Source organism: Paraburkholderia sp. RL17-373-BIF-A, assembly GCF_046030175.1.
Classification (GTDB): Bacteria; Pseudomonadota; Gammaproteobacteria; order Burkholderiales; family Burkholderiaceae; genus Paraburkholderia.
Genome location: NZ_JARESO010000008.1, coordinates 14,162 through 31,380 on the forward strand (window position 1 = coordinate 14,162; position 17,219 = coordinate 31,380).

General features: G+C 64.1%; 16 protein-coding genes. 6 read left to right on the forward strand and 10 right to left on the reverse strand.

The window, feature by feature from the left end; translation table 11 throughout:
• Positions 1-7: 7 nt before the first annotated feature.
• From P0D80_RS11950 to argS, 3 genes are all read right to left on the reverse strand, one after another.
• Positions 8-646, reverse strand: a complete 639-nt coding sequence (locus P0D80_RS11950) for a thiol:disulfide interchange protein DsbA/DsbL (protein WP_132376255.1) — start codon at positions 644-646, stop codon at positions 8-10.
• Positions 647-818: 172 nt separating this feature from the next.
• The gene (locus tag P0D80_RS11955; RefSeq protein WP_408284034.1) at positions 819-1,628 is read right to left on the reverse strand and encodes an SPOR domain-containing protein; all 810 of its coding nucleotides are present in this window, start codon (positions 1,626-1,628) and stop codon (positions 819-821) included.
• Between the two features lie 61 nt (positions 1,629-1,689).
• Positions 1,690-3,480: an arginine--tRNA ligase gene (gene argS / locus P0D80_RS11960; RefSeq protein WP_408284036.1), complete on the reverse strand. Its 1,791-nt coding sequence runs from the start codon at positions 3,478-3,480 to the stop codon at positions 1,690-1,692.
• Positions 3,481-3,575: 95 nt separating this feature from the next.
• Between argS and P0D80_RS11965 the strand changes: the two genes are divergently transcribed.
• Positions 3,576-3,833 carry a hypothetical protein gene (locus P0D80_RS11965; protein ID WP_408181150.1) on the forward strand — a complete coding sequence of 86 codons (258 nt, stop codon included), beginning with the start codon at positions 3,576-3,578 and terminating at the stop codon, positions 3,831-3,833.
• A gap of 83 nt (positions 3,834-3,916) precedes the next feature.
• Positions 3,917-4,243, forward strand: coding sequence for a DUF1840 domain-containing protein (locus P0D80_RS11970; protein ID WP_408284039.1), 327 nt, complete (start codon positions 3,917-3,919; stop codon positions 4,241-4,243).
• Between the two features lie 146 nt (positions 4,244-4,389).
• On the opposite strand, the gene P0D80_RS11975 is transcribed toward P0D80_RS11970, so the two are convergent.
• The 7 genes from P0D80_RS11975 to P0D80_RS12005 form a co-directional block, all read right to left on the reverse strand.
• Positions 4,390-4,599 carry a hypothetical protein gene (locus P0D80_RS11975; RefSeq protein WP_012431543.1) on the reverse strand — a complete coding sequence of 70 codons (210 nt, stop codon included), beginning with the start codon at positions 4,597-4,599 and terminating at the stop codon, positions 4,390-4,392.
• A 159-nt stretch (positions 4,600-4,758) separates the two neighbouring features.
• The gene (metH, locus tag P0D80_RS11980) at positions 4,759-7,476 is read right to left on the reverse strand and encodes a methionine synthase (protein WP_408284042.1); all 2,718 of its coding nucleotides are present in this window, start codon (positions 7,474-7,476) and stop codon (positions 4,759-4,761) included.
• A gap of 87 nt (positions 7,477-7,563) precedes the next feature.
• The gene (locus tag P0D80_RS11985) at positions 7,564-8,634 is read right to left on the reverse strand and encodes a homocysteine S-methyltransferase family protein (RefSeq protein WP_408284044.1); all 1,071 of its coding nucleotides are present in this window, start codon (positions 8,632-8,634) and stop codon (positions 7,564-7,566) included.
• A gap of 311 nt (positions 8,635-8,945) precedes the next feature.
• Positions 8,946-9,203: a BTH_I0359 family protein gene (locus P0D80_RS11990; protein WP_007179533.1), complete on the reverse strand. Its 258-nt coding sequence runs from the start codon at positions 9,201-9,203 to the stop codon at positions 8,946-8,948.
• Between the two features lie 117 nt (positions 9,204-9,320).
• A complete protein-coding gene (gene pcaD, locus P0D80_RS11995; protein WP_408284048.1) occupies positions 9,321-10,109 on the reverse strand; it encodes a 3-oxoadipate enol-lactonase in 789 nt (262 codons plus the stop codon).
• 187 nt (positions 10,110-10,296) lie between these two features.
• Positions 10,297-11,586, reverse strand: a complete 1,290-nt coding sequence (locus P0D80_RS12000) for a DUF3108 domain-containing protein (protein ID WP_408284051.1) — start codon at positions 11,584-11,586, stop codon at positions 10,297-10,299.
• A gap of 277 nt (positions 11,587-11,863) precedes the next feature.
• A complete protein-coding gene (locus P0D80_RS12005; RefSeq protein WP_408284054.1) occupies positions 11,864-12,757 on the reverse strand; it encodes an IclR family transcriptional regulator in 894 nt (297 codons plus the stop codon).
• 128 nt (positions 12,758-12,885) lie between these two features.
• Between P0D80_RS12005 and P0D80_RS12010 the strand changes: the two genes are divergently transcribed.
• The 4 genes from P0D80_RS12010 to P0D80_RS12025 all read left to right on the forward strand — a co-directional run bounded on the left by P0D80_RS12010 (position 12,886) and on the right by P0D80_RS12025 (position 17,184).
• The gene (locus tag P0D80_RS12010; RefSeq protein ID WP_408284057.1) at positions 12,886-13,869 is read left to right on the forward strand and encodes a fumarylacetoacetate hydrolase family protein; all 984 of its coding nucleotides are present in this window, start codon (positions 12,886-12,888) and stop codon (positions 13,867-13,869) included.
• Positions 13,870-14,123: 254 nt separating this feature from the next.
• Entirely contained in the window at positions 14,124-15,359 is a 1,236-nt protein-coding gene (locus P0D80_RS12015) for an ABC transporter substrate-binding protein (RefSeq protein ID WP_408284059.1), read from the forward strand.
• 48 nt (positions 15,360-15,407) lie between these two features.
• Positions 15,408-16,295, forward strand: coding sequence for an enoyl-CoA hydratase/isomerase family protein (locus P0D80_RS12020; protein ID WP_408284061.1), 888 nt, complete (start codon positions 15,408-15,410; stop codon positions 16,293-16,295).
• An 82-nt stretch (positions 16,296-16,377) separates the two neighbouring features.
• Positions 16,378-17,184, forward strand: coding sequence for a PhaM family polyhydroxyalkanoate granule multifunctional regulatory protein (locus tag P0D80_RS12025; protein WP_408284064.1), 807 nt, complete (start codon positions 16,378-16,380; stop codon positions 17,182-17,184).
• Positions 17,185-17,219: the final 35 nt, after the last annotated feature.

Sequence of the window (17,219 nt, forward strand, 5' to 3'; positions counted from 1 at the left end):
CTCGGCTTTACATCTTCTTGGCGCGGACCTGCGCGACCAGGTAGTCCAGCACCTGAATCGTGCCCGGCAGGCTGTTGGTCGCAGCCGGGCCGGTTTCATACTTGCCCTGCACGGCCAGCGTCGGCACGCCGTCGATCTTGTAGTCGTCCAGCAGCTTCTTGTCCTTCTGCAGCGCGCTTTGCGTCGAGAACGAGTTGTACGCGTCCATGTACTTCTTCGGATCGACGCCGTTCTTCGCGAGGAATTTGGCCTGATCTTCCGGCGTCAGGAGGTAGTCCTTGTTGACGTGGATTTCATTGAAGACCTTCGGCGTGAGCTGCGCTGCCAGGCCGAGCGCGTCGAGCGCGTGATACATCTTGGAATGTGGAATGAAGTCGTCACGGAAGGCGACCGGCACGCGCTTGAACACCACGTCCGGACCTTGCTTCTTCACCCACGCTTCGAGGTACGGGTCGAATTCATTGCAGTGCGGGCAGCCGTACCAGAAGAATTCGGTGACTTCGATCTTGCCGGCCGGCACGTCGGTCGGCTGCGCGGTGGGCAGCACGGTGAAATCCTTGCCCGACACCGGCGCGGCCGGCGATGCCTGTGCCGAGGCTGCAACGAGGCCCAGCGAGAGGAACAGAATGCTCAGCAGTTTCTTCATGTTGTGTTGACCCAAGTAGGCGTAAAACGGTGGCGCCACGCAAATGCCCGTCACCGTCTTCAAGATTCGGCGTTGGACGGTTTGAACCGTCCGTCGTGTTTGTGACACGCGCCGCACGCCGATAGTTCGGCGGCGGCGCGTTCCGGCAAATCACCGTAGGTTTATTGTTGGCTTATTGCTTCGTGAAGCGGATCACTGCGGTATCCACGCCCGCGTCCGACAAACGCTGACGGCTCGAATTCATGTCTTCGAACTTCGAGAACGGCCCGATACGCACGCGGTAATACGTGACGCCGCCGGCATCGCGTTGCGTGACTTTCGATTCGAACCCCTGGAAGGCGAGACGCGCGCGCTGCTGTTCGGCATCCGCCGAGGTCTTGTACGCGCCCACTTGCAGGAAGTAGCCGGTGTTGGCATCGCCCGGCGCCGGCGCCGCGCCCGAACCCGGCTTGGCGTTGGCGGCCGTGGCGGACGAACCGCTCTTCGGCGCCGAACCTGCCGCGGTGGCGGCCGGTGCGCTGGAGGCTTGCGGCTTCTTCGCCGGCGTGGTGGCCGTGCCGTTGCCGTTATCCTGCGCGGGCTTCGGCGCTACCGCCGTGCCGTTCGCGTTGCCGTTGGCGGGCGGCACTTCGACGATCTGCGGTTCTTCCAGCATGCCCGACTGCGTCTGCGAGTTGGTCTGGCCCGGCGCGGTGTTCGGCGGCGCCGGCTGCGCGGCTTGCGGCACCGGCTGGCCCGGCGTCTTGCCTTGCAGCGGACGGTTCGGGTCGTACTGCGGCTGGCTCGCGCCCGAATCGGGTGCCGCCGGCGGCGCCACCTTCGAGACGAAGGGCGTGGGCGCACGGGTGATATACAGCGCCACCACTACCGCGATCGCAAGGCCGACGATCAGGCCCAGCACGATGCCGAGAAAAGTCCCCCCGGTTTGTTTCGATTGCTTTGTTGTGCGGCGTGGTTTTGCCATTGTACGAATCACCTGCAAAAAGAATCCTGGAACGGCCGTCGATTATAACGACGGCCGCATGCATGTTGCGCCGGAGGACTTACATCTTGACGGGAGCGGAGACGCCGATCGTCGCGAGACCGTTGGCCAGCACTTGACGCGTGGCCGCGAGCAGCGCGACGCGTGCATTGCGCTCGGCCGCATCGTCGACCAGCACGCGCTCGGCTCTGTCATTGTAGAACGAGTGGAATTCCCCGGCGAGGTCGCGCAGATAGAACGCGACGGCGTGCGGCGCGAGTTCGTCGGCGGCATGTTGCAGCATGTCCGGGAATTCGGCGAGCTTGTTCAGCAGGGCCATCGCGCGTTCGCTGGTGAGCGGCGAGACGTCCACGTCAGCCAGCGTGCTTTCGTCCGTGCTGTAGCGCGCCTTGCACTCGGCGATGACCGAGCAGATCCGCGCATGCGCGTACTGCACGTAGTGCACCGGATTCTCGTCGTTCTGCTTCAGCGCGAGGTCGATGTCGAACACGAATTCCGTATCGGCCTTGCGCGAGATCAGGAAAAAGCGCACCGCGTCGCGGCCACGGCGAATCGTTTCCTCGTCGATCAGATCGACGGCGGCTTCCGAGCCCGGCGTCGCGCCGCCCGACCATTCGATCAGGTCGCGCACCGTCACGTAACTGCCGGCGCGCTTGGAGATTTTCACCTCTTCGCCGTTGCGCATGACCGTGACCATCTTGTGCAGGATGTAGTCGGGATAGCCCTTCGGAATGCCGATGCCGAGACCCTGCAGGCCGGCGCGCACCCGCGCGATCGTGCCGTGGTGGTCCGAACCCTGAATGTTGATGACCTTGGTGAAGCCGCGTTCCCACTTGGCGACGTGATAGGCGACGTCCGGCACGAAGTACGTGTAGGTGCCGTCGCTCTTGCGCATCACGCGGTCTTTGTCGTCGCCGTCGTCGGTGGTGCGCAGCCACAGCGCGCCTTCCTGCTCGTAGGTCTTGCCGGCGGCGATCAATGCGTCGACGGTTTTCTCGACGCGGCCTTCCTTGTACAGCGACGACTCCAGGTAGTACTGGTCGAACTTCACGCCGAACGCCTGCAAGTCCATGTCCTGCTCGCGGCGCAGGTACGCCACGGCGAAACGGCGGATCGCTTCGAGGTCTTCGACGTCGCGCGCGCCGGTGACCGGCTCGCCGTCGCTCGCGGCCACGGTGGCGCCGCTCAGATAGTCTTGCGCGATCTCGGCGATGTACTCGCCGTTGTACGCCGAAGCTGGCCAGCCTTCGTCGCCGGGGGAGAGCCCGCGGGCGCGTGCCTGAGTCGACAGCGCGAGCGTCTGGATCTGCACGCCGGCGTCGTTGTAGTAGAACTCGCGATGCACGTCCCAGCCTTGCGAGGCCAGCACGTTCGAGAGCGCGTCGCCGAGCGCGGCCTGACGGCCGTGGCCGACGTGCAGCGGGCCGGTCGGGTTGGCCGAGACGAATTCGATCAGCACATGCTTGCCGGCGTCGCGTTGCGAACGGCCGAAGGCCTCTTTCTCAGCGAACACGGCGGCGATCACCGCCTGTTTGGCAGCGGACGCGAGGCGCAGGTTGATGAAGCCGGGGCCGGCCACTTCGGCGGCTTCGACGAGGCCTTGGGCCTGCGGTTGCGCGAGCAGCGCGTCGACGATCTGTTGCGCCAGCTGGCGCGGATTGGCGCGCAGCGGCTTGGCGAGTTGCATCGCCACGTTGCACGCGACGTCGCCGTGCGCGGCGACCTTGGGGCGCTCCAGCGTGATGGTGGGCGACACGAACGCGGCTTCGGCCGCGCCTTGCGAGGCGGTCGCGACTTGCTTCACCGTGTCGGTGAGCAGTGTTTCGAGGGTATGTTTATGTGCAGGCAGCATGCTTGTTGCGAGTCCAGTGAGGCAATCCGGTGATGCGGGAGAGGCGCCGGCCGCGCGGCAGGCGCGGCCGGTTCGTCAGAAGCGTGGAAAGCGGCATGCATCTGCCGAAGCGCAGCGGTCGCAATGGGTGCGGTATCAGGCACGTTGCCTGCAACGCATCGAGTGCGGTGCGCGGCGGCTTGCCATGGCGTTGGCTGGCGCGGCATGCGGGTTGCGCCCAACCGGCCGAGCCACGCTACCTGCGCTTCGCCGCGCGCGGCGCATTGCGGCACGCTTTTCCGTCCAGACGGATTTTAGCAGGTGCTAATATGTTCAATGAGATGCCCAACAAGGGCCGTGGCCGCCGCGCCTGATCGGCGAGCCAACGTAACGCGCGCTGGCTGCCGCCTTTGAGCCGCTCGCGCGCCAATCCAACATAACGAAAAAGGGAACAGTCATGTTGATTACTTTCAAATGCCGAGCCAGCCCGGACGTGATGATGCTGGAAAACCTTGCCCAGTACCTGGTCGGCATCGTCGGCAAGCGGCTGGGTCAACGCGGCGTCATCACTCACGACGAACTGGCCCCCGCCATCGAGAAACTCGAGGCAGCGATTTCCGTCGACAAGCAGGAACGTGCCGAGCACGACGGCCATTTCCACGAAGGCGAAGACGGCCACGAGCATCACGAGATTCCGCCGGGACTCGCGCAGCGCGCGTATCCGTTCCTCGACATGCTGCGCGCGGCGCAGAAGGAAAACGCGGATATCGTCTGGGGTATCTGAGCCGGCGCTGAACCGCTGTGCGCGGCGCTTTCGATAGAGCCGCGGCGCCCGGCGGCGCGAACCTTGCGCACCAACGAAAAGAGCCCGCTCGATGCGGGCTCTTTGTCGTTCAGAGATTCAGACCGACCGGCGCTGCCGTACTGTGCTTACTGGCTGGCGGCGTCCGCCGGCGCGGCCGCGGGAGCCGACGCACCCTTCTTCGCTTTCTGTTTCTTCGGTTTCTTGACGTGTTTCACCGTGGGCGGCGAATACGAACTGACCGAGCTGGAACCGCCAGGCGCGGCGGGCTGGGCCAGCGCCGCCGTGGCGCCCAAGGCAAGCGAAACAGCGGTCAACAACAGCGTCAGCTTCTTCATACGATTTTCTCCGTTGACGATTGCAATTAGTAAGCCGACGCGTTTTGGCCGCGTCTGGCGGGGTCAAGCCGCCTCAGTCTACAAAGCCGAAAATTACGTTGCCGCAAATATTCAGTCTTTCAAGGCCGATATAGTGGGCTTCCCGCCACGCCCGAAGGCTTACAGCAAAGGCGCCAAGGCCCGTTCCGCATCCGTTTTCGACAGCGACATGCGCTTTGCGTAGTCTTCCAACTGGTCCTGACCGATCTTGCCGACCGAGAAGTAAGTGCTGTCCGGATGCGCCAGATAGAAGCCGGAGACGCTCGCCGCCGGCAGCATGGCCAGCGATTCGGTCACGCTCATGCCGATATCGGTGGCTTGCAGCACGTCGAACATGTCGCGCTTCACCAAGTGATCCGGGCAGGCCGGATAGCCGGGCGCGGGACGGATGCCGTGGTACTTTTCCGCGATCAGGTCGTCGTTGGAGAGGGTTTCGGCGTTCGCGTAGCCCCACAGGTCGCGCCGCACGCGCGCATGCAGCGCTTCGGCGAACGCTTCGGCGAAACGGTCGGCGAGTGCCTTCAGCATGATCGCGCTGTAGTCGTCGAGGTCCTTTTCGAACTGTTTTTCCTTCACGTCGACACCCAGACCCGCCGTCACCGCGAACATGCCGATGTAGTCGGCCACGCCCGAATCCTTCGGCGCGATGAAGTCGGCAAGCGAGCGGTTCGGCCGCATGACGCCGTCCACCACCGGACGCACGCTCTGCTGGCGCAGATTGCGCCACGTGAGCGCGACTTCCGAGCGCGATTCGTCCGTGTAGATTTCGATGTCATCGTCGTTCACCGTGTTGGCCGGCAGCAGCGCGATCACGCCGTTCGCTTGCAGCCAGCGACCCTGGATCAGACGCGCGAGCATCGACTTGCCGTCCGAGAACACGCGCCGCGCCGATTCGCCGACGATCTCATCGTTCAGGATGGCCGGATACGGGCCGGCCAGGTCCCACGTCTGGAAGAACGGACCCCAGTCGATATAGTTCGCCAGGTCGCTCAGATCGAAGTTCTTGAACACGCGGCGGCCGATGAACTTCGGCTTGACCGGCTGGTAGCTCGCCCAATCGACCTTGGTTTTGTTGGCGCGGGCTTCGGCCAGCGTCACCATGGGCAGCGCTTTCTTGTTGGCGTGCTGATCGCGGATCCGGTCGTAATCGGACTTGAGTTCGTCGAGGTACTTCGCCGCGCCTTCGTCGGACAGCAGGCTCGATGCCACAGAGACCGAGCGCGACGCGTCCGGCACGTAGACCACCGGCCCTTCGTAATGCGGCGCAATCTTCACGGCAGTGTGCACGCGCGAGGTGGTCGCGCCGCCGATCAAAAGCGGAATCTTCTTGATGCGGAAGTAGTCGTCGCGCTGCATTTCCGAGGCGACATACGCCATCTCTTCGAGGCTCGGCGTGATCAGGCCGGAGAGCCCGATGATGTCCGCGCCTTCGACCTTCGCCTTGGCGAGAATGTCGTTGCAGGAAACCATCACGCCCATGTTGACCACTTCGAAGTTATTGCACTGAAGCACCACCGAGACGATGTTCTTGCCGATGTCGTGCACGTCGCCCTTCACCGTGGCGATGACGATCTTGCCCTTCGCGCGCACGTCGGCGCCCGCTTCGGCCATCAGCTTCTTTTCTTCTTCGATGTACGGAATCAGATGCGCGACGGCCTGCTTCATCACGCGCGCCGACTTCACCACTTGCGGCAAGAACATCTTGCCCTGGCCGAACAGGTCGCCGACGATGTTCATGCCGTCCATCAACGGGCCTTCGATCACGTTGATCGGGCGGCCGCCGTCCGCGGCGATCTTCGCGCGGACTTCTTCGGTGTCTTCGACGATGAAGTTGGTGATGCCATGCACGAGCGCGTGCGACAGACGCTTCTCGACCGGCTGGTTGCGCCACTCGAGGTTTTCTTCCTTCTTCGCCGCGCCGGTCTTGAACTTGTCGGCGATTTCGAGCAGCCGGTCGGTGCCGTCTTCACGGCGGTTCAACACGACGTCTTCAACGCGTTCGCGCAACTCCGGATCGAGGTCGGCATACACGCCGAGCTGGCCTGCGTTGACGATGCCCATGTCCATGCCCGCCTGGATCGCGTGATAGAGGAACACGGTGTGGATCGCCTCGCGCACCGGATCATTGCCGCGGAACGAGAACGACACGTTCGACACGCCGCCGCTCACCTTTGCGTATGGCAGATTCTCTTTGATCCAGCGCGTGGCGTTGATGAAGTCGACGGCGTAGTTGTTGTGCTCTTCGATGCCGGTTGCGATCGCGAAGATGTTCGGATCGAAGACGATGTCTTCCGGCGGAAAACCGACTTCGTTCACCAGGAAATCATACGAGCGCTTGCAGATCTGCGTCTTGCGCTCGAAGGTATCGGCCTGGCCCTTTTCGTCGAAGGCCATCACCACCGCGGCCGCGCCATAGCGGCGAATCAGGTTCGCGTGGTGGCGAAACGCTTCTTCGCCTTCCTTCAGCGAGATCGAGTTGACGATCGCTTTGCCTTGCACGCACTTCAGGCCCGCTTCGATCACTTCCCACTTCGACGAGTCGATCATGATCGGCACGCGCGCGATATCCGGTTCCGACGCGATCAGATTCATGAAGCGCACCATCGCCGCTTTCGAATCGAGCATCGCCTCGTCCATGTTGACGTCGATGACCTGCGCGCCGTTTTCGACCTGCTGCCGCGCCACCGCGATCGCGTCGTCGAACTGGTCGTTCAGGATCATTCGCGCGAACGCCTTCGAGCCGGTCACGTTGGTGCGTTCACCGACGTTGATGAAAAGCGTCCCGGACGTGACGTTGAACGGCTCGAGGCCGGAAAGGCGCATGGTGTGATCGGTCATGGCGTATGTGCTCGATTGCTGCGATTAAGTGCGTCGTGTTCGATAGCGGAAGTGCGGCGGCGCCTGCTCGGCGAGGCGCCGCTGGGCTCAGGCTGCGTCGCGGTATTGCGTGGGCCACGCGCGCGGCTTCACTTCGGCCAGCGCCTGGGCAATCGCCGCGATATGCTCCGGCGTCGTGCCACAGCAACCGCCGGCGATATTCACAAGCCCGGCCTGCGCGAATTCCTTCAGTAGACCCGACGTATCCGCGGGCAGTTCGTCGAAGCCCGTATCGCTCATCGGATTCGGCAAGCCGGCGTTCGGATAGCACGACACGTACGTGTCGCAAAGCTTGGCCAATTCGGCGATATACGGACGCATCAAAGCCGCGCCCAACGCGCAATTCAAACCGAACGTGAGCGGCTTCGCATGACGCAGCGAGTTCCAGAACGCTTCAACCGTTTGACCCGACAGAATGCGGCCCGACGCATCGGTGACGGTGCCGGAGATCATGATCGGCAAACGCTCGCCGGTGTCTTCGAACAGTTCGTCGAGAGCAAACAGCGCAGCCTTCGCGTTGAGCGTGTCGAAAATGGTCTCGACGAGGAACAGATCCGCGCCGCCGTCGAGCAAAGCCTTGGCCTGGTCGTAGTAGGCCGCGCGTAGTTCGTCGAACGTCACATTGCGCGCGCCCGGATCGTTCACGTCAGGGGAAATGCTCGCGGTCTTCGGCGTCGGTCCGATCGCGCCGGCGACGAAACGCGGCTTGTCGGGCATCGAAAATTTGTCGCAGGCGGCACGAGCCAGTTTCGCCGATTCGAGATTCATCTCGACGGCGAGCGCTTCCATGCCGTAGTCCGCCTGGGCAACCGTGGTCGCACCGAACGTGTTGGTTTCGATGATGTCCGCGCCCGCCGCCAGATACTGCTCGTGGATCTCGCTGATGATTTGCGGCTGCGTGATCGACAGCAGTTCGTTGTTGCCTTTGATGTCGCGCCCGTAGTCCTTGAAGCGCTCGCCGCGATAGCGGGCTTCGTCGAGCTTGTAGCGCTGGATCATCGTGCCCATTGCGCCGTCCAGGATCAGGATGCGCGACTTGAGCAGCGCGGGCAGCCCCGTGCCGCGCGTGTAGGCGGCGTCGGGACGGACTGGCGTGGCGGTTTGAGCGGGCTGGTTCATGGCGGACGAGGGCTTGCGCCGGCTTTTTCGGGAAACCTGTCATTGTAGCCGCTGCCGGGCAGATCCGCCCGGCGCGGGCGAGGCGCAGTCACCCGGGCTGTCGAGGTGCGCTGCATCGAAAAGAACGTAAAAGCGAACGTTAAAGCAAACGTTAAACCGGCATGGCAAAGAAAACGGCCCAGCGAGGCAAAAGCCTGCTGGGCCGCTTCATATTTGCCGACCGACTTGTAAAAGCCGCCGGGTTACCCGGTTACGGGGCCGGACGGCGCGGTCGATGTATGTCGCCAAAAACGTTAAATCGAACCCTGCCGTTAGTGAAGAATCACCGGTTGATGCATCAGGCTGTCGAACTGGCCGAGGAATTCGTCTACTTCATCCAGCGACGGCTCCTCTTCGATCAGCTTTTGCACGTGCTCGCGAAAACGCGCCGCCATTGCTCCGTCGATATAGATCTCACGCTGCATGTTTTTGTCGACGATCTCGTAGCCGCCCGACTTCATGGCCAGCGGGCCTTCCTGCGGCGGAAACTCGACGACACAATAGTTGGGGCTGTTGTAGATCATTTGCATGGCGACACTCCTTATTTCCGTTGGCTCCTGGCCATTCCTGCGCCATAGGTGGAGCGTATGGTTTGGAATTCAAGGGGTGGGTCCGGATTGACGCTTGTAAAGTTCCGAACCTACCGGTTAGACCGGCCTTTCAAGAAACGTTTCAAGCAGTGCAGCAAAACGGTGAGGTTGCTCGATGGGCGCGAGATGAGCGGCATCCAGCAGTTCGAAACGTGCGCCTTCGATGGCGTCTGCTATTGCCTGTGTAGAAGCAGGCGGCGTGCCCGTGTCGTGGCGGCCCGCCACGGTCAATGTTGGGCATCGGATTGCTCCCAGCTTACTGCGTACGTCGAAATCGCGCAGGGCTTCGCACGCCATGGCGTAGCCTTCTGACAACGTGTGGGTCAACACGTCGCGGATCTGCTCGACCGCTTCGGGATGCGCGGCCTGAAAATCGGGCGTCAGCCAGCGGCTCAATGTCGCGGGCACGAGCGACGCCATCCCGTCGCGGCGGGCCGCCGCGGCGCGCTGATCCCACGTGGCGCGGGCTTCCGGCGGCGTGCCGGCGCTGCTGTCGGCGATCGTCAAGGAGTCGACGCGCGCGGGATGATCGAGTGTAAATTGCTGGGCGATCATGCCGCCCATCGACATGCCGACCAGATGCGTACTGGGTGCGTCGAGTGCATCGAGCAGCGTGACGAGATCGTGCGACAGATCGGCGATGCTGAAGGGCGCGCCGGATGCGGCGGTCTTGCCGTGGCCGCGCACGTCGTAGCGCAGCACGGTGTAGTCGTCGCGGAAATAGCCTGCGAGCTGGTCCCACACGGACAAATCACCACCGAGCTGATGGATGAACGTCAGCCACGGGCCGCCGCCCTCGTTGCTCAGCACATAGCGCGTCTCGACACCGTTGATGTTCACTTGCATGCGGGCTCCTTTGAAGGGGAACGCAGTGGAAGGGTCCATTCGCGCGCGCTGTGTCCCATCTGTCATGGGCTAATTACCGCTGATCCATATACGCAGCATAGGCGCGAACGGTTGCAGCAGGTGGTGCGAGTCAACCTTAGTGCGGAAGTTTCGCCGATCTGATGGAGACCTAGTTCGGATTCGTTGCTTATGGTTTGATGATGCCGGGTGTATTGGCGGGATCGGTCGGATCGACCGGAGATGAGGGCATGGCCTCGGGCGTAACTGCCGATGCGGCCGGCGCTGGCGGGCTGGTCGAAATATCAGGGGAAGCCGTGCTTGCATCGCCATTGCTGCTGGGCGGGCTGCCGGCCGTGTCGGCATTGAGCTTGCCGCGCCACACCAGTTCGAATTGCGTGCCGTTAGGTTCCGTCTGAACGATACGCGCGGGCAGCCAGCCGAGCGACGGCGCAAGCCACACGTCAATGCGGCGCAAATCGCCATCGCGGCGGGGCAGGCGCTTGAAATGGCGCGTGTCGAGGAAACCTTGGGCCGTGCGGATGGTTTCGTCGCCGATCGTCTCGACCGGCCAGTTTTCGCCACTATCGTTATCCACCACGAAGAACTGCCGCGTCACGCCCGGCTTGTAGGCGGCCGGGTCGCCGCGCACGAGGCTGGCGAGTTGCATCACCATGCTGAACCGGTCCTGCGCGCCGTCGGGCAACGGCAGCGTGGTTGGGGTGCGAGTAAAGGCGATTTTCTTGTCAGTGCGGTTGAAGATCGCGATGTCTTCCGGCCGGCGTCCGCGCTTTTCGACGTACTGGTCCGGCGCGAGGCCGAATGCGTCGATGCGGCCATGGCTCGAATACACGAATGTGCCGACGAAAGGCAGTGGCACGGAGACGACCATTTCGTAGCTTTGCGCGTTGCTGGTCCAGTGGATCGTGCCGGGCTGGTTGCGCACGCCGTTGTAGAACGTGTCGTATTGCAATTCGCCCGATGGCGGGACGGAGAACTTCACGCCGGGCGACGCTTGCGGCGCGCTCGCGGCAGCGGGCGCGCTGGCTGTGCCGGCGGCGCTGGCGGTGGCATTGGGTGCCGCGGTGGGGCCTGCTGCGGCCGGGGCGTTTGCCATGACGTCAGATGCCGCGGCAGGTGCTGCAGGCGCGGCCTGCTTTGCCGGTTGCAAGGCGGTGAGCACATGTTCGCGCGGCTTGCTCGCCGCGGCGTGGCGCGCCGGTGCCGGTTCAGGCGCGGGTGACGCGGCGGCCGGTTTGCGTTCGATGCGTTCGGGCGTCAGCAACGCGACCTGCACGGGAACATGCTCATTGTCCGAGGGGTTGAGCGTCGCGCGATTGCGCTCGACCCATTGCGCGGCGATCCAGTGCAAAACGGCCACGACCAGCAGCACCACGATCCAGCGCCACACGCGCAAACCGGTGCGCGGCCCGCTGGGCGGCGTGCGATCGGAACGGCGGGTCACGGGAGCTGAGGACATCGGTCAGTGAATGTGTGCGGGCGGAAAGCTTCGGGATCGACGAGCAGCACGTGCGAGCGGCGATTATTGCGAAAAAGGCGCCAGGCCTGATGCCTGATGCGTACGAGGCAGGCAGCGAACCGATTCGACCGCACAGCCGCGAGCGATGTTCCGCGCCGATGAAAACACGCGTACGTTCAGTACGCAGAACCACGCATGCAACGCCGTATCGTCGCCTTGCCGACTGAGTTCGCTTCAAGTCTTGCGACCAACAAGCGCCCAACGCGCAACAACACGCCTATTCGTCGCGTGGCGACGCACTATACCCCAGCTCATACGACAGCTTTTCCGCGCACTCGCGCAACGCCGTATCGATCTCGCCGCCCCAGCGAATATCGAACGCGCCTTCATGACCGAGCGCGACGAGGCCGAGCGCGAGTTCGCCGGTCGAATCGAACACCGGCATGCAGAACGCGTGAATGGTCGGCAGCAACATGCCTTCCACGCGCGCCGCCTGATGCTCCCGCACTTGCGCGAGGACCTGCTCGACTTCGTCGCGCGTGCGCGGGCCGCCCATATGCGTCGAACGGCGCGAGTCGGCCAGTTCGCGTTCGAGCATCGCAGCGGTCTTGCTCGCTGGCAGGTACGCGGCGAACAGCAGCCCGGTGGCGGAACTGAGCAGCGGCATCACATCGCCGAGTTTCAGCGACGCCTTGGCCGGATAGCTCGATTCCATCCAGTGCACCATGGTCGGCCCCTGATTGCCCCATACCGCGATGCCCACCGTGAGATCGAGCCGGTCGCGCAGTTCCGACAGCGCGACGCGCGCGAGCTTGACGCCGTCGACCCGAGCGAGCCGCGCGAGTCCCAATTGCAGCGCGAACCCGCCAAGCTCATAGCGGCCCGACAGCGGGTCTTGCGACACCACACCGAGGCGCAGAAAACTCACGAGATAACGATGCGCCTTCGCCGGGCTCATGCCCGCACGCTGGGCGAGATCGCGCAGCATCATGGCGCGCGGCTCGTGGGTCAGCACGTCGAGCAACTTGAAGCCGACTTCGATCGACTGGATGCCCGAGCGCAGCTTTTCCTCGCCGCTCTCGACGCTGTCGTCGTCGGGTTCGGTCGGGTCGAGCGGTGGAGCGGAGTCGGCGTCGGTACGGATCGCGCCGGAGCGAGCATTTGGAGGCATGAGCGAGGCGCACGCAGCGCATTCAAAAAGTGACACACGGATGACGCAGACTGCGGGCACTTGGGCCGCGCCGATTCACCATCGTAGAATAGATTCCTTCTATCGTCACTAACACGGTTCATTCCTCTATGAAACTTGCCACGCTGAAGGACGGCACGCGCGACGGCCAGCTGATCGTCGTGTCCCGCGACCTGCACACCGCGGCTATCGCCGACGCGATCGCGCCCACGTTGCAGCGCGTGCTCGACGACTGGGCCTTCTACGCGCCGCAATTGCACGATCTGTACGACGCGCTCAATCAGGGCCGCGCGCGCAACACGTTCCCGTTCGACGCCAAGGAATGCATGGCTCCGCTGCCGCGCGCGTTTCAATGGGCCGACGGCTCGTCGTATGTGAATCATGTCGAACTGGTGCGGCGCGCGCGCGGCGCGGAAATGCCGCCGGAATTCTGGACCGATCCGCTGATGTACCAAGGCGGCAGCGACGACTTCATCGGGCCGAAAGACGACGTGCTGTGCGCATCCGAAGCATTCGGTCTCGACTTCGAGGCGGAAGTCGCCGTGATCACCTCCGACGTGCCGATGGGCGCCACGCCCGACCAGGCGCTCAGAAGCGTGCGTCTGATCACGCTCGTCAACGACGTCTCGCTGCGCAATCTGATTCCCGCCGAACTCGCGAAAGGTTTCGGCTTTTTCCAGAGCAAGCCGGCCACCTCGTTCGCGCCGGTCGCGGTGACGCCCGACGAACTCGGCGAACACTGGCGCGAAGGCCGCGTGCATCGGCCGATGATCGTCCACTGGAACAACAGGAAGGTCGGTCAGCCGGACGCCGGCACTGACATGGTGTTTCACTTCGGCCAGTTGATCGCGCACGCGGCGAAGACACGCAACCTGCGAGCAGGCGCGATCGTCGGCTCGGGCACGGTGTCGAACAAGGACGCCAAGCGCGGCTACTGCTGTATCGCCGAGAAGCGCTGCCTCGAAACCATCGAGCACGGCGCGCCACAGACCGAGTTCATGAAGTACGGCGATACGGTGAAGATCGAAATGTTCGACGAAGCGGGCAAGTCGATTTTCGGTTCGATCGACCAGGGCATCGCGCCGCTGGATTGAAGCACCGCTTTTGTGCGGAGTGCGGCGTCCGGGCCGCGTTCCGCAGCGCGCCGCGCCGGATTCGAAAGGGTTTCGCCCGATGCCGCGGCGAGTGCGCGCGGCTACACTGACTGGCGCGACGGCGTGGCGGGGGTGGCCGACTGCGGGTTCATCGCAGGACCGTCGCGAAGCCGCGTGTGAACGGCACGTGAGCAGGGCATGAGCCGGGACATCGGCAGCACATCAAAAACGAAAAACCAACGTGAGGAGACAGCATGCCGCGAATCGAATCTCTTGAACCTGGAACCCGGCGCGCTCGCGCATCCAACCACTTGGGCTTGACGCCCTCGCGCAATCGGCTCGCGCGCCGCGCCGTTGCGTTATGCGCGGCGCTTGCCGGCGTGTTGCCCGGCATCGCGCTGGCGCAAGTGAAAATCGGCCTCGTGTTGTCGCTCACCGGGCCGGCAGCGTCGCTCGGCATTCCCGCGCGCGATACGGTCGCGCTGCTGCCCAAACAGATCGGCGGTCAGAGCGTCGAATACATCGTGCTCGACGACGCGTCCGATACGACCCAGGCCGTACAGGACACCAAGAAGCTGATCTCCGAAAATCACGTCGATGCGATCATCGGTTCGTCGATCACGCCGAATTCGCTGGCGATGATCGACGTGGTCGCCGAAGCTCAAACGCCGATGATCTCGCTGGCGTCGTCGGCGAAGATCATCGAGCCGGTGGATGCAAAACGCCACTGGGTCTTCAAGACGCCGCAAACCGACGCAATGATGGCGTCGGCGATTGCCGAACATGCGAGCCTGCACGGCGTCAAAACCATCGCCTTCATCGGCCAGGCCGACGCGCTTGGCGAGACCTTCTACGCCGAGGTCGCGAAGTTCGCGCAACTGCATCACATCGAGATGGTGGCGAGCGAGCGCTTCAATCGCACTGATCCGAGCGTGACTGGCCAGGTCCTCAAGATTCTCGCGACGCACCCTGACGCGGTAGTGGTCGGCGCGGCCGGCACGCCCGCCGCGTTGCCGCCGAAGACGCTCAGGGAGCGCGGCTACAAAGGCATGATCTATCACAATCATGGAGTCGGAAATAACGATTTCCTGCGCGTGTGCGGCGCCGACTGCAACGGCACGTTCCTGCCCGCGAGTCCGGTGCTGGTCGCCGCGCAATTGCCGGCGGATCATCCGGCCAAGCGCCTCGCGCTCGACTACATCGCGCGCTTCGAAGCGGTGCGTGGCGCGGGCAGCGTGTCGGCGTTCGGCTCGTACACATGGGACGCCGGCATGCTGCTCAGCAACGCTGTGCCGATCGCGCTGAAAAGGGGCGCGCCGGGCACGCCGGAATTTCGTCGCGCGCTGCGCGATGCGCTCGAGGCGACGCGCGGTCTCGCGGACACCAACGGCGTCGTCAACATGAGCGCCACGGATCACCTCGGGCTCGATCAACGGGCGCGTGTGATGGTGGAAATCAAGAATGCGAAGTGGGTTTATCAGCCGCGTTGAATGAACGCGGCACGGTTCAACCGACACACGATACACGGACTGCTCATCATGTCTCAGGCACCACACCGTAACGACGCGTTTTACGCGCACTACCAGTCGCTCCAGTTGCATCGCCATCCGCACGGCGTGCTCGAAGTCGTGATGAGCGGCGAGGGCGCCAACAAGAGCGCGCTCGCCACCGCCAACGCGCGCATGCACTTCGAACTCGCGGAGATCTGGCGCGACATCGACCGCGATCCGGATACGCGTGTGGCAATCATTCGCGGTGAAGGCAAGGGCTTTTCGGCGGGCGGCGACCTGCAACTCGTCGAAGACATGGCGACCGATTTCGACGTGCGCGCGCGAGTGTGGCGCGAGGCGCGCGATCTCGTCTACAACGTAATCAATTGCAGCAAGCCGGTTGTGTCGGCCATGCACGGACCGGCGGTGGGTGCCGGGCTCGTCGCGGGCCTCCTCGCCGACATCTCGATCGCGACGAAGACGGCGCGCATCATCGACGGGCATACGCGTCTGGGCGTGGCCGCGGGCGATCATGCGGCGATCGTCTGGCCGCTCCTGTGCGGCATGGCGAAGGCCAAGTACTACCTGATGCTGTGCGAGCCGGTGAGCGGCGAGGAGGCGGAGCGCATTGGGCTCGTCTCGCTCGCCGTCGACGAGAACGATTTGTTGCCCAAAGCATTCGAGGTCGCGCAGAAGCTGGCCAACGGCTCGCAAACGGCGATTCGCTGGACCAAGTACGCGTTGAACAACTGGCTGCGCTCGGCGGGACCGGCGTTCGATACGTCGCTCGCGCTGGAATTCATGGGCTTTGCCGGGCCGGACGTGCGCGAAGGCGTGAACTCGCTGCGCGAGCGGCGCGCGCCGGATTTCGGCGGCGCCGACCCGTGGCGCGCACCGCCGTCGGATGGCGGCGCGACAGGCGGCGAGGGCTCCTGAGGCCGCCTGCCGCACGGTATGATCGAAACAGACGCGCGCGGGACGGCGCCCCTTCTTTACTTTACGCAGCGAGGCGACAAGCATGACCGATACTCCTGGCTCCACGCCGCCCTTTCCCGGCTTTCCTGGTTTCCCGCCCGCTGAAATGCTCGAACGCATGTGGGGCATGATGCGGCTGTCGCCGTTCGGCTCGGCTTTTTCCGGCGCGCAGCCGGCCGGCGGCGGCCTCGGACCGTCGCTCTCGATGATGTCCGACATGATGGCGCCGCTCACCAACGTCGAGGAACTCGACAAGCGCATCACCGACATGCGCGCGGTCGAGCAATGGCTCAAGCTGAACCTGAGCATGTTGCAATCCGCGATTCAGGCGCTCGAAGTGCAGCGCGCGACGCTCGCGACACTACGCGCGTTCGGCGCTTTCGCGCAGTCGTCGATGGCGCAACCCGCAGAGTCGGCCGCGCCGAGTCCCGCGCCGGCGACGGGCTGGCCGCATCCGGCGGCGCCTGCCCCGGCGCCAGCGCCGGCTGCATCGGCGAGCGCCGCTTCGTCGGCTAAGGAGCCGGCCGGCGGGGAAGAGGAGGCGCCCGGCACGCCGCCCTTCGACGCATCCGCGTGGTGGAATCTGCTGCAATCCCAATTCAACCAGATCGCCCAGTTCGCGATGACGCAACCGCCGAACGCCGGTGCGGGTGCCGAGGCATCTGATTTTGTGCCAGACGATGCGGAGGCTTCGGCAGCCGGCGGCGGGACAGCGGCCGACGCGCCGCAGGCGCCGGCACAGGACGCGGAATCCGCGGCCAGACGACCGGCGGCGAAGCGGGCGCCGGTGGCCGCGAAGCGCACGAGCGGCGCGAGCGCCAGCCCGAAAGCCACGAAAAAGTCTATTTAAAGGCGGGAATGAAACGCGGGGGCGTGACGCGGGTG

Coding starts and splice junctions, on each gene's coding strand:
- P0D80_RS11975 (WP_012431543.1), bottom strand. CDS start 4,599: ATGAAGAAGCTGACGCTGTTGTTGACCGCTGTTTCGCTTGCCTTGGGC.
- P0D80_RS12025 (WP_408284064.1), top strand. CDS start 16,378: ATGACCGATACTCCTGGCTCCACGCCGCCCTTTCCCGGCTTTCCTGGT.
- P0D80_RS11985 (WP_408284044.1), bottom strand. CDS start 8,634: ATGAACCAGCCCGCTCAAACCGCCACGCCAGTCCGTCCCGACGCCGCC.
- P0D80_RS12015 (WP_408284059.1), top strand. CDS start 14,124: ATGCCGCGAATCGAATCTCTTGAACCTGGAACCCGGCGCGCTCGCGCA.
- P0D80_RS11970 (WP_408284039.1), top strand. CDS start 3,917: ATGTTGATTACTTTCAAATGCCGAGCCAGCCCGGACGTGATGATGCTG.
- P0D80_RS12020 (WP_408284061.1), top strand. CDS start 15,408: ATGTCTCAGGCACCACACCGTAACGACGCGTTTTACGCGCACTACCAG.
- P0D80_RS11950 (WP_132376255.1), bottom strand. CDS start 646: ATGAAGAAACTGCTGAGCATTCTGTTCCTCTCGCTGGGCCTCGTTGCA.
- argS (WP_408284036.1), bottom strand. CDS start 3,480: ATGCTGCCTGCACATAAACATACCCTCGAAACACTGCTCACCGACACG.
- P0D80_RS11965 (WP_408181150.1), top strand. CDS start 3,576: ATGCATCTGCCGAAGCGCAGCGGTCGCAATGGGTGCGGTATCAGGCAC.
- P0D80_RS11990 (WP_007179533.1), bottom strand. CDS start 9,203: ATGCAAATGATCTACAACAGCCCCAACTATTGTGTCGTCGAGTTTCCG.
- metH (WP_408284042.1), bottom strand. CDS start 7,476: ATGACCGATCACACCATGCGCCTTTCCGGCCTCGAGCCGTTCAACGTC.
- P0D80_RS12000 (WP_408284051.1), bottom strand. CDS start 11,586: ATGTCCTCAGCTCCCGTGACCCGCCGTTCCGATCGCACGCCGCCCAGC.
- P0D80_RS12005 (WP_408284054.1), bottom strand. CDS start 12,757: ATGCCTCCAAATGCTCGCTCCGGCGCGATCCGTACCGACGCCGACTCC.
- pcaD (WP_408284048.1), bottom strand. CDS start 10,109: ATGCAAGTGAACATCAACGGTGTCGAGACGCGCTATGTGCTGAGCAAC.
- P0D80_RS12010 (WP_408284057.1), top strand. CDS start 12,886: ATGAAACTTGCCACGCTGAAGGACGGCACGCGCGACGGCCAGCTGATC.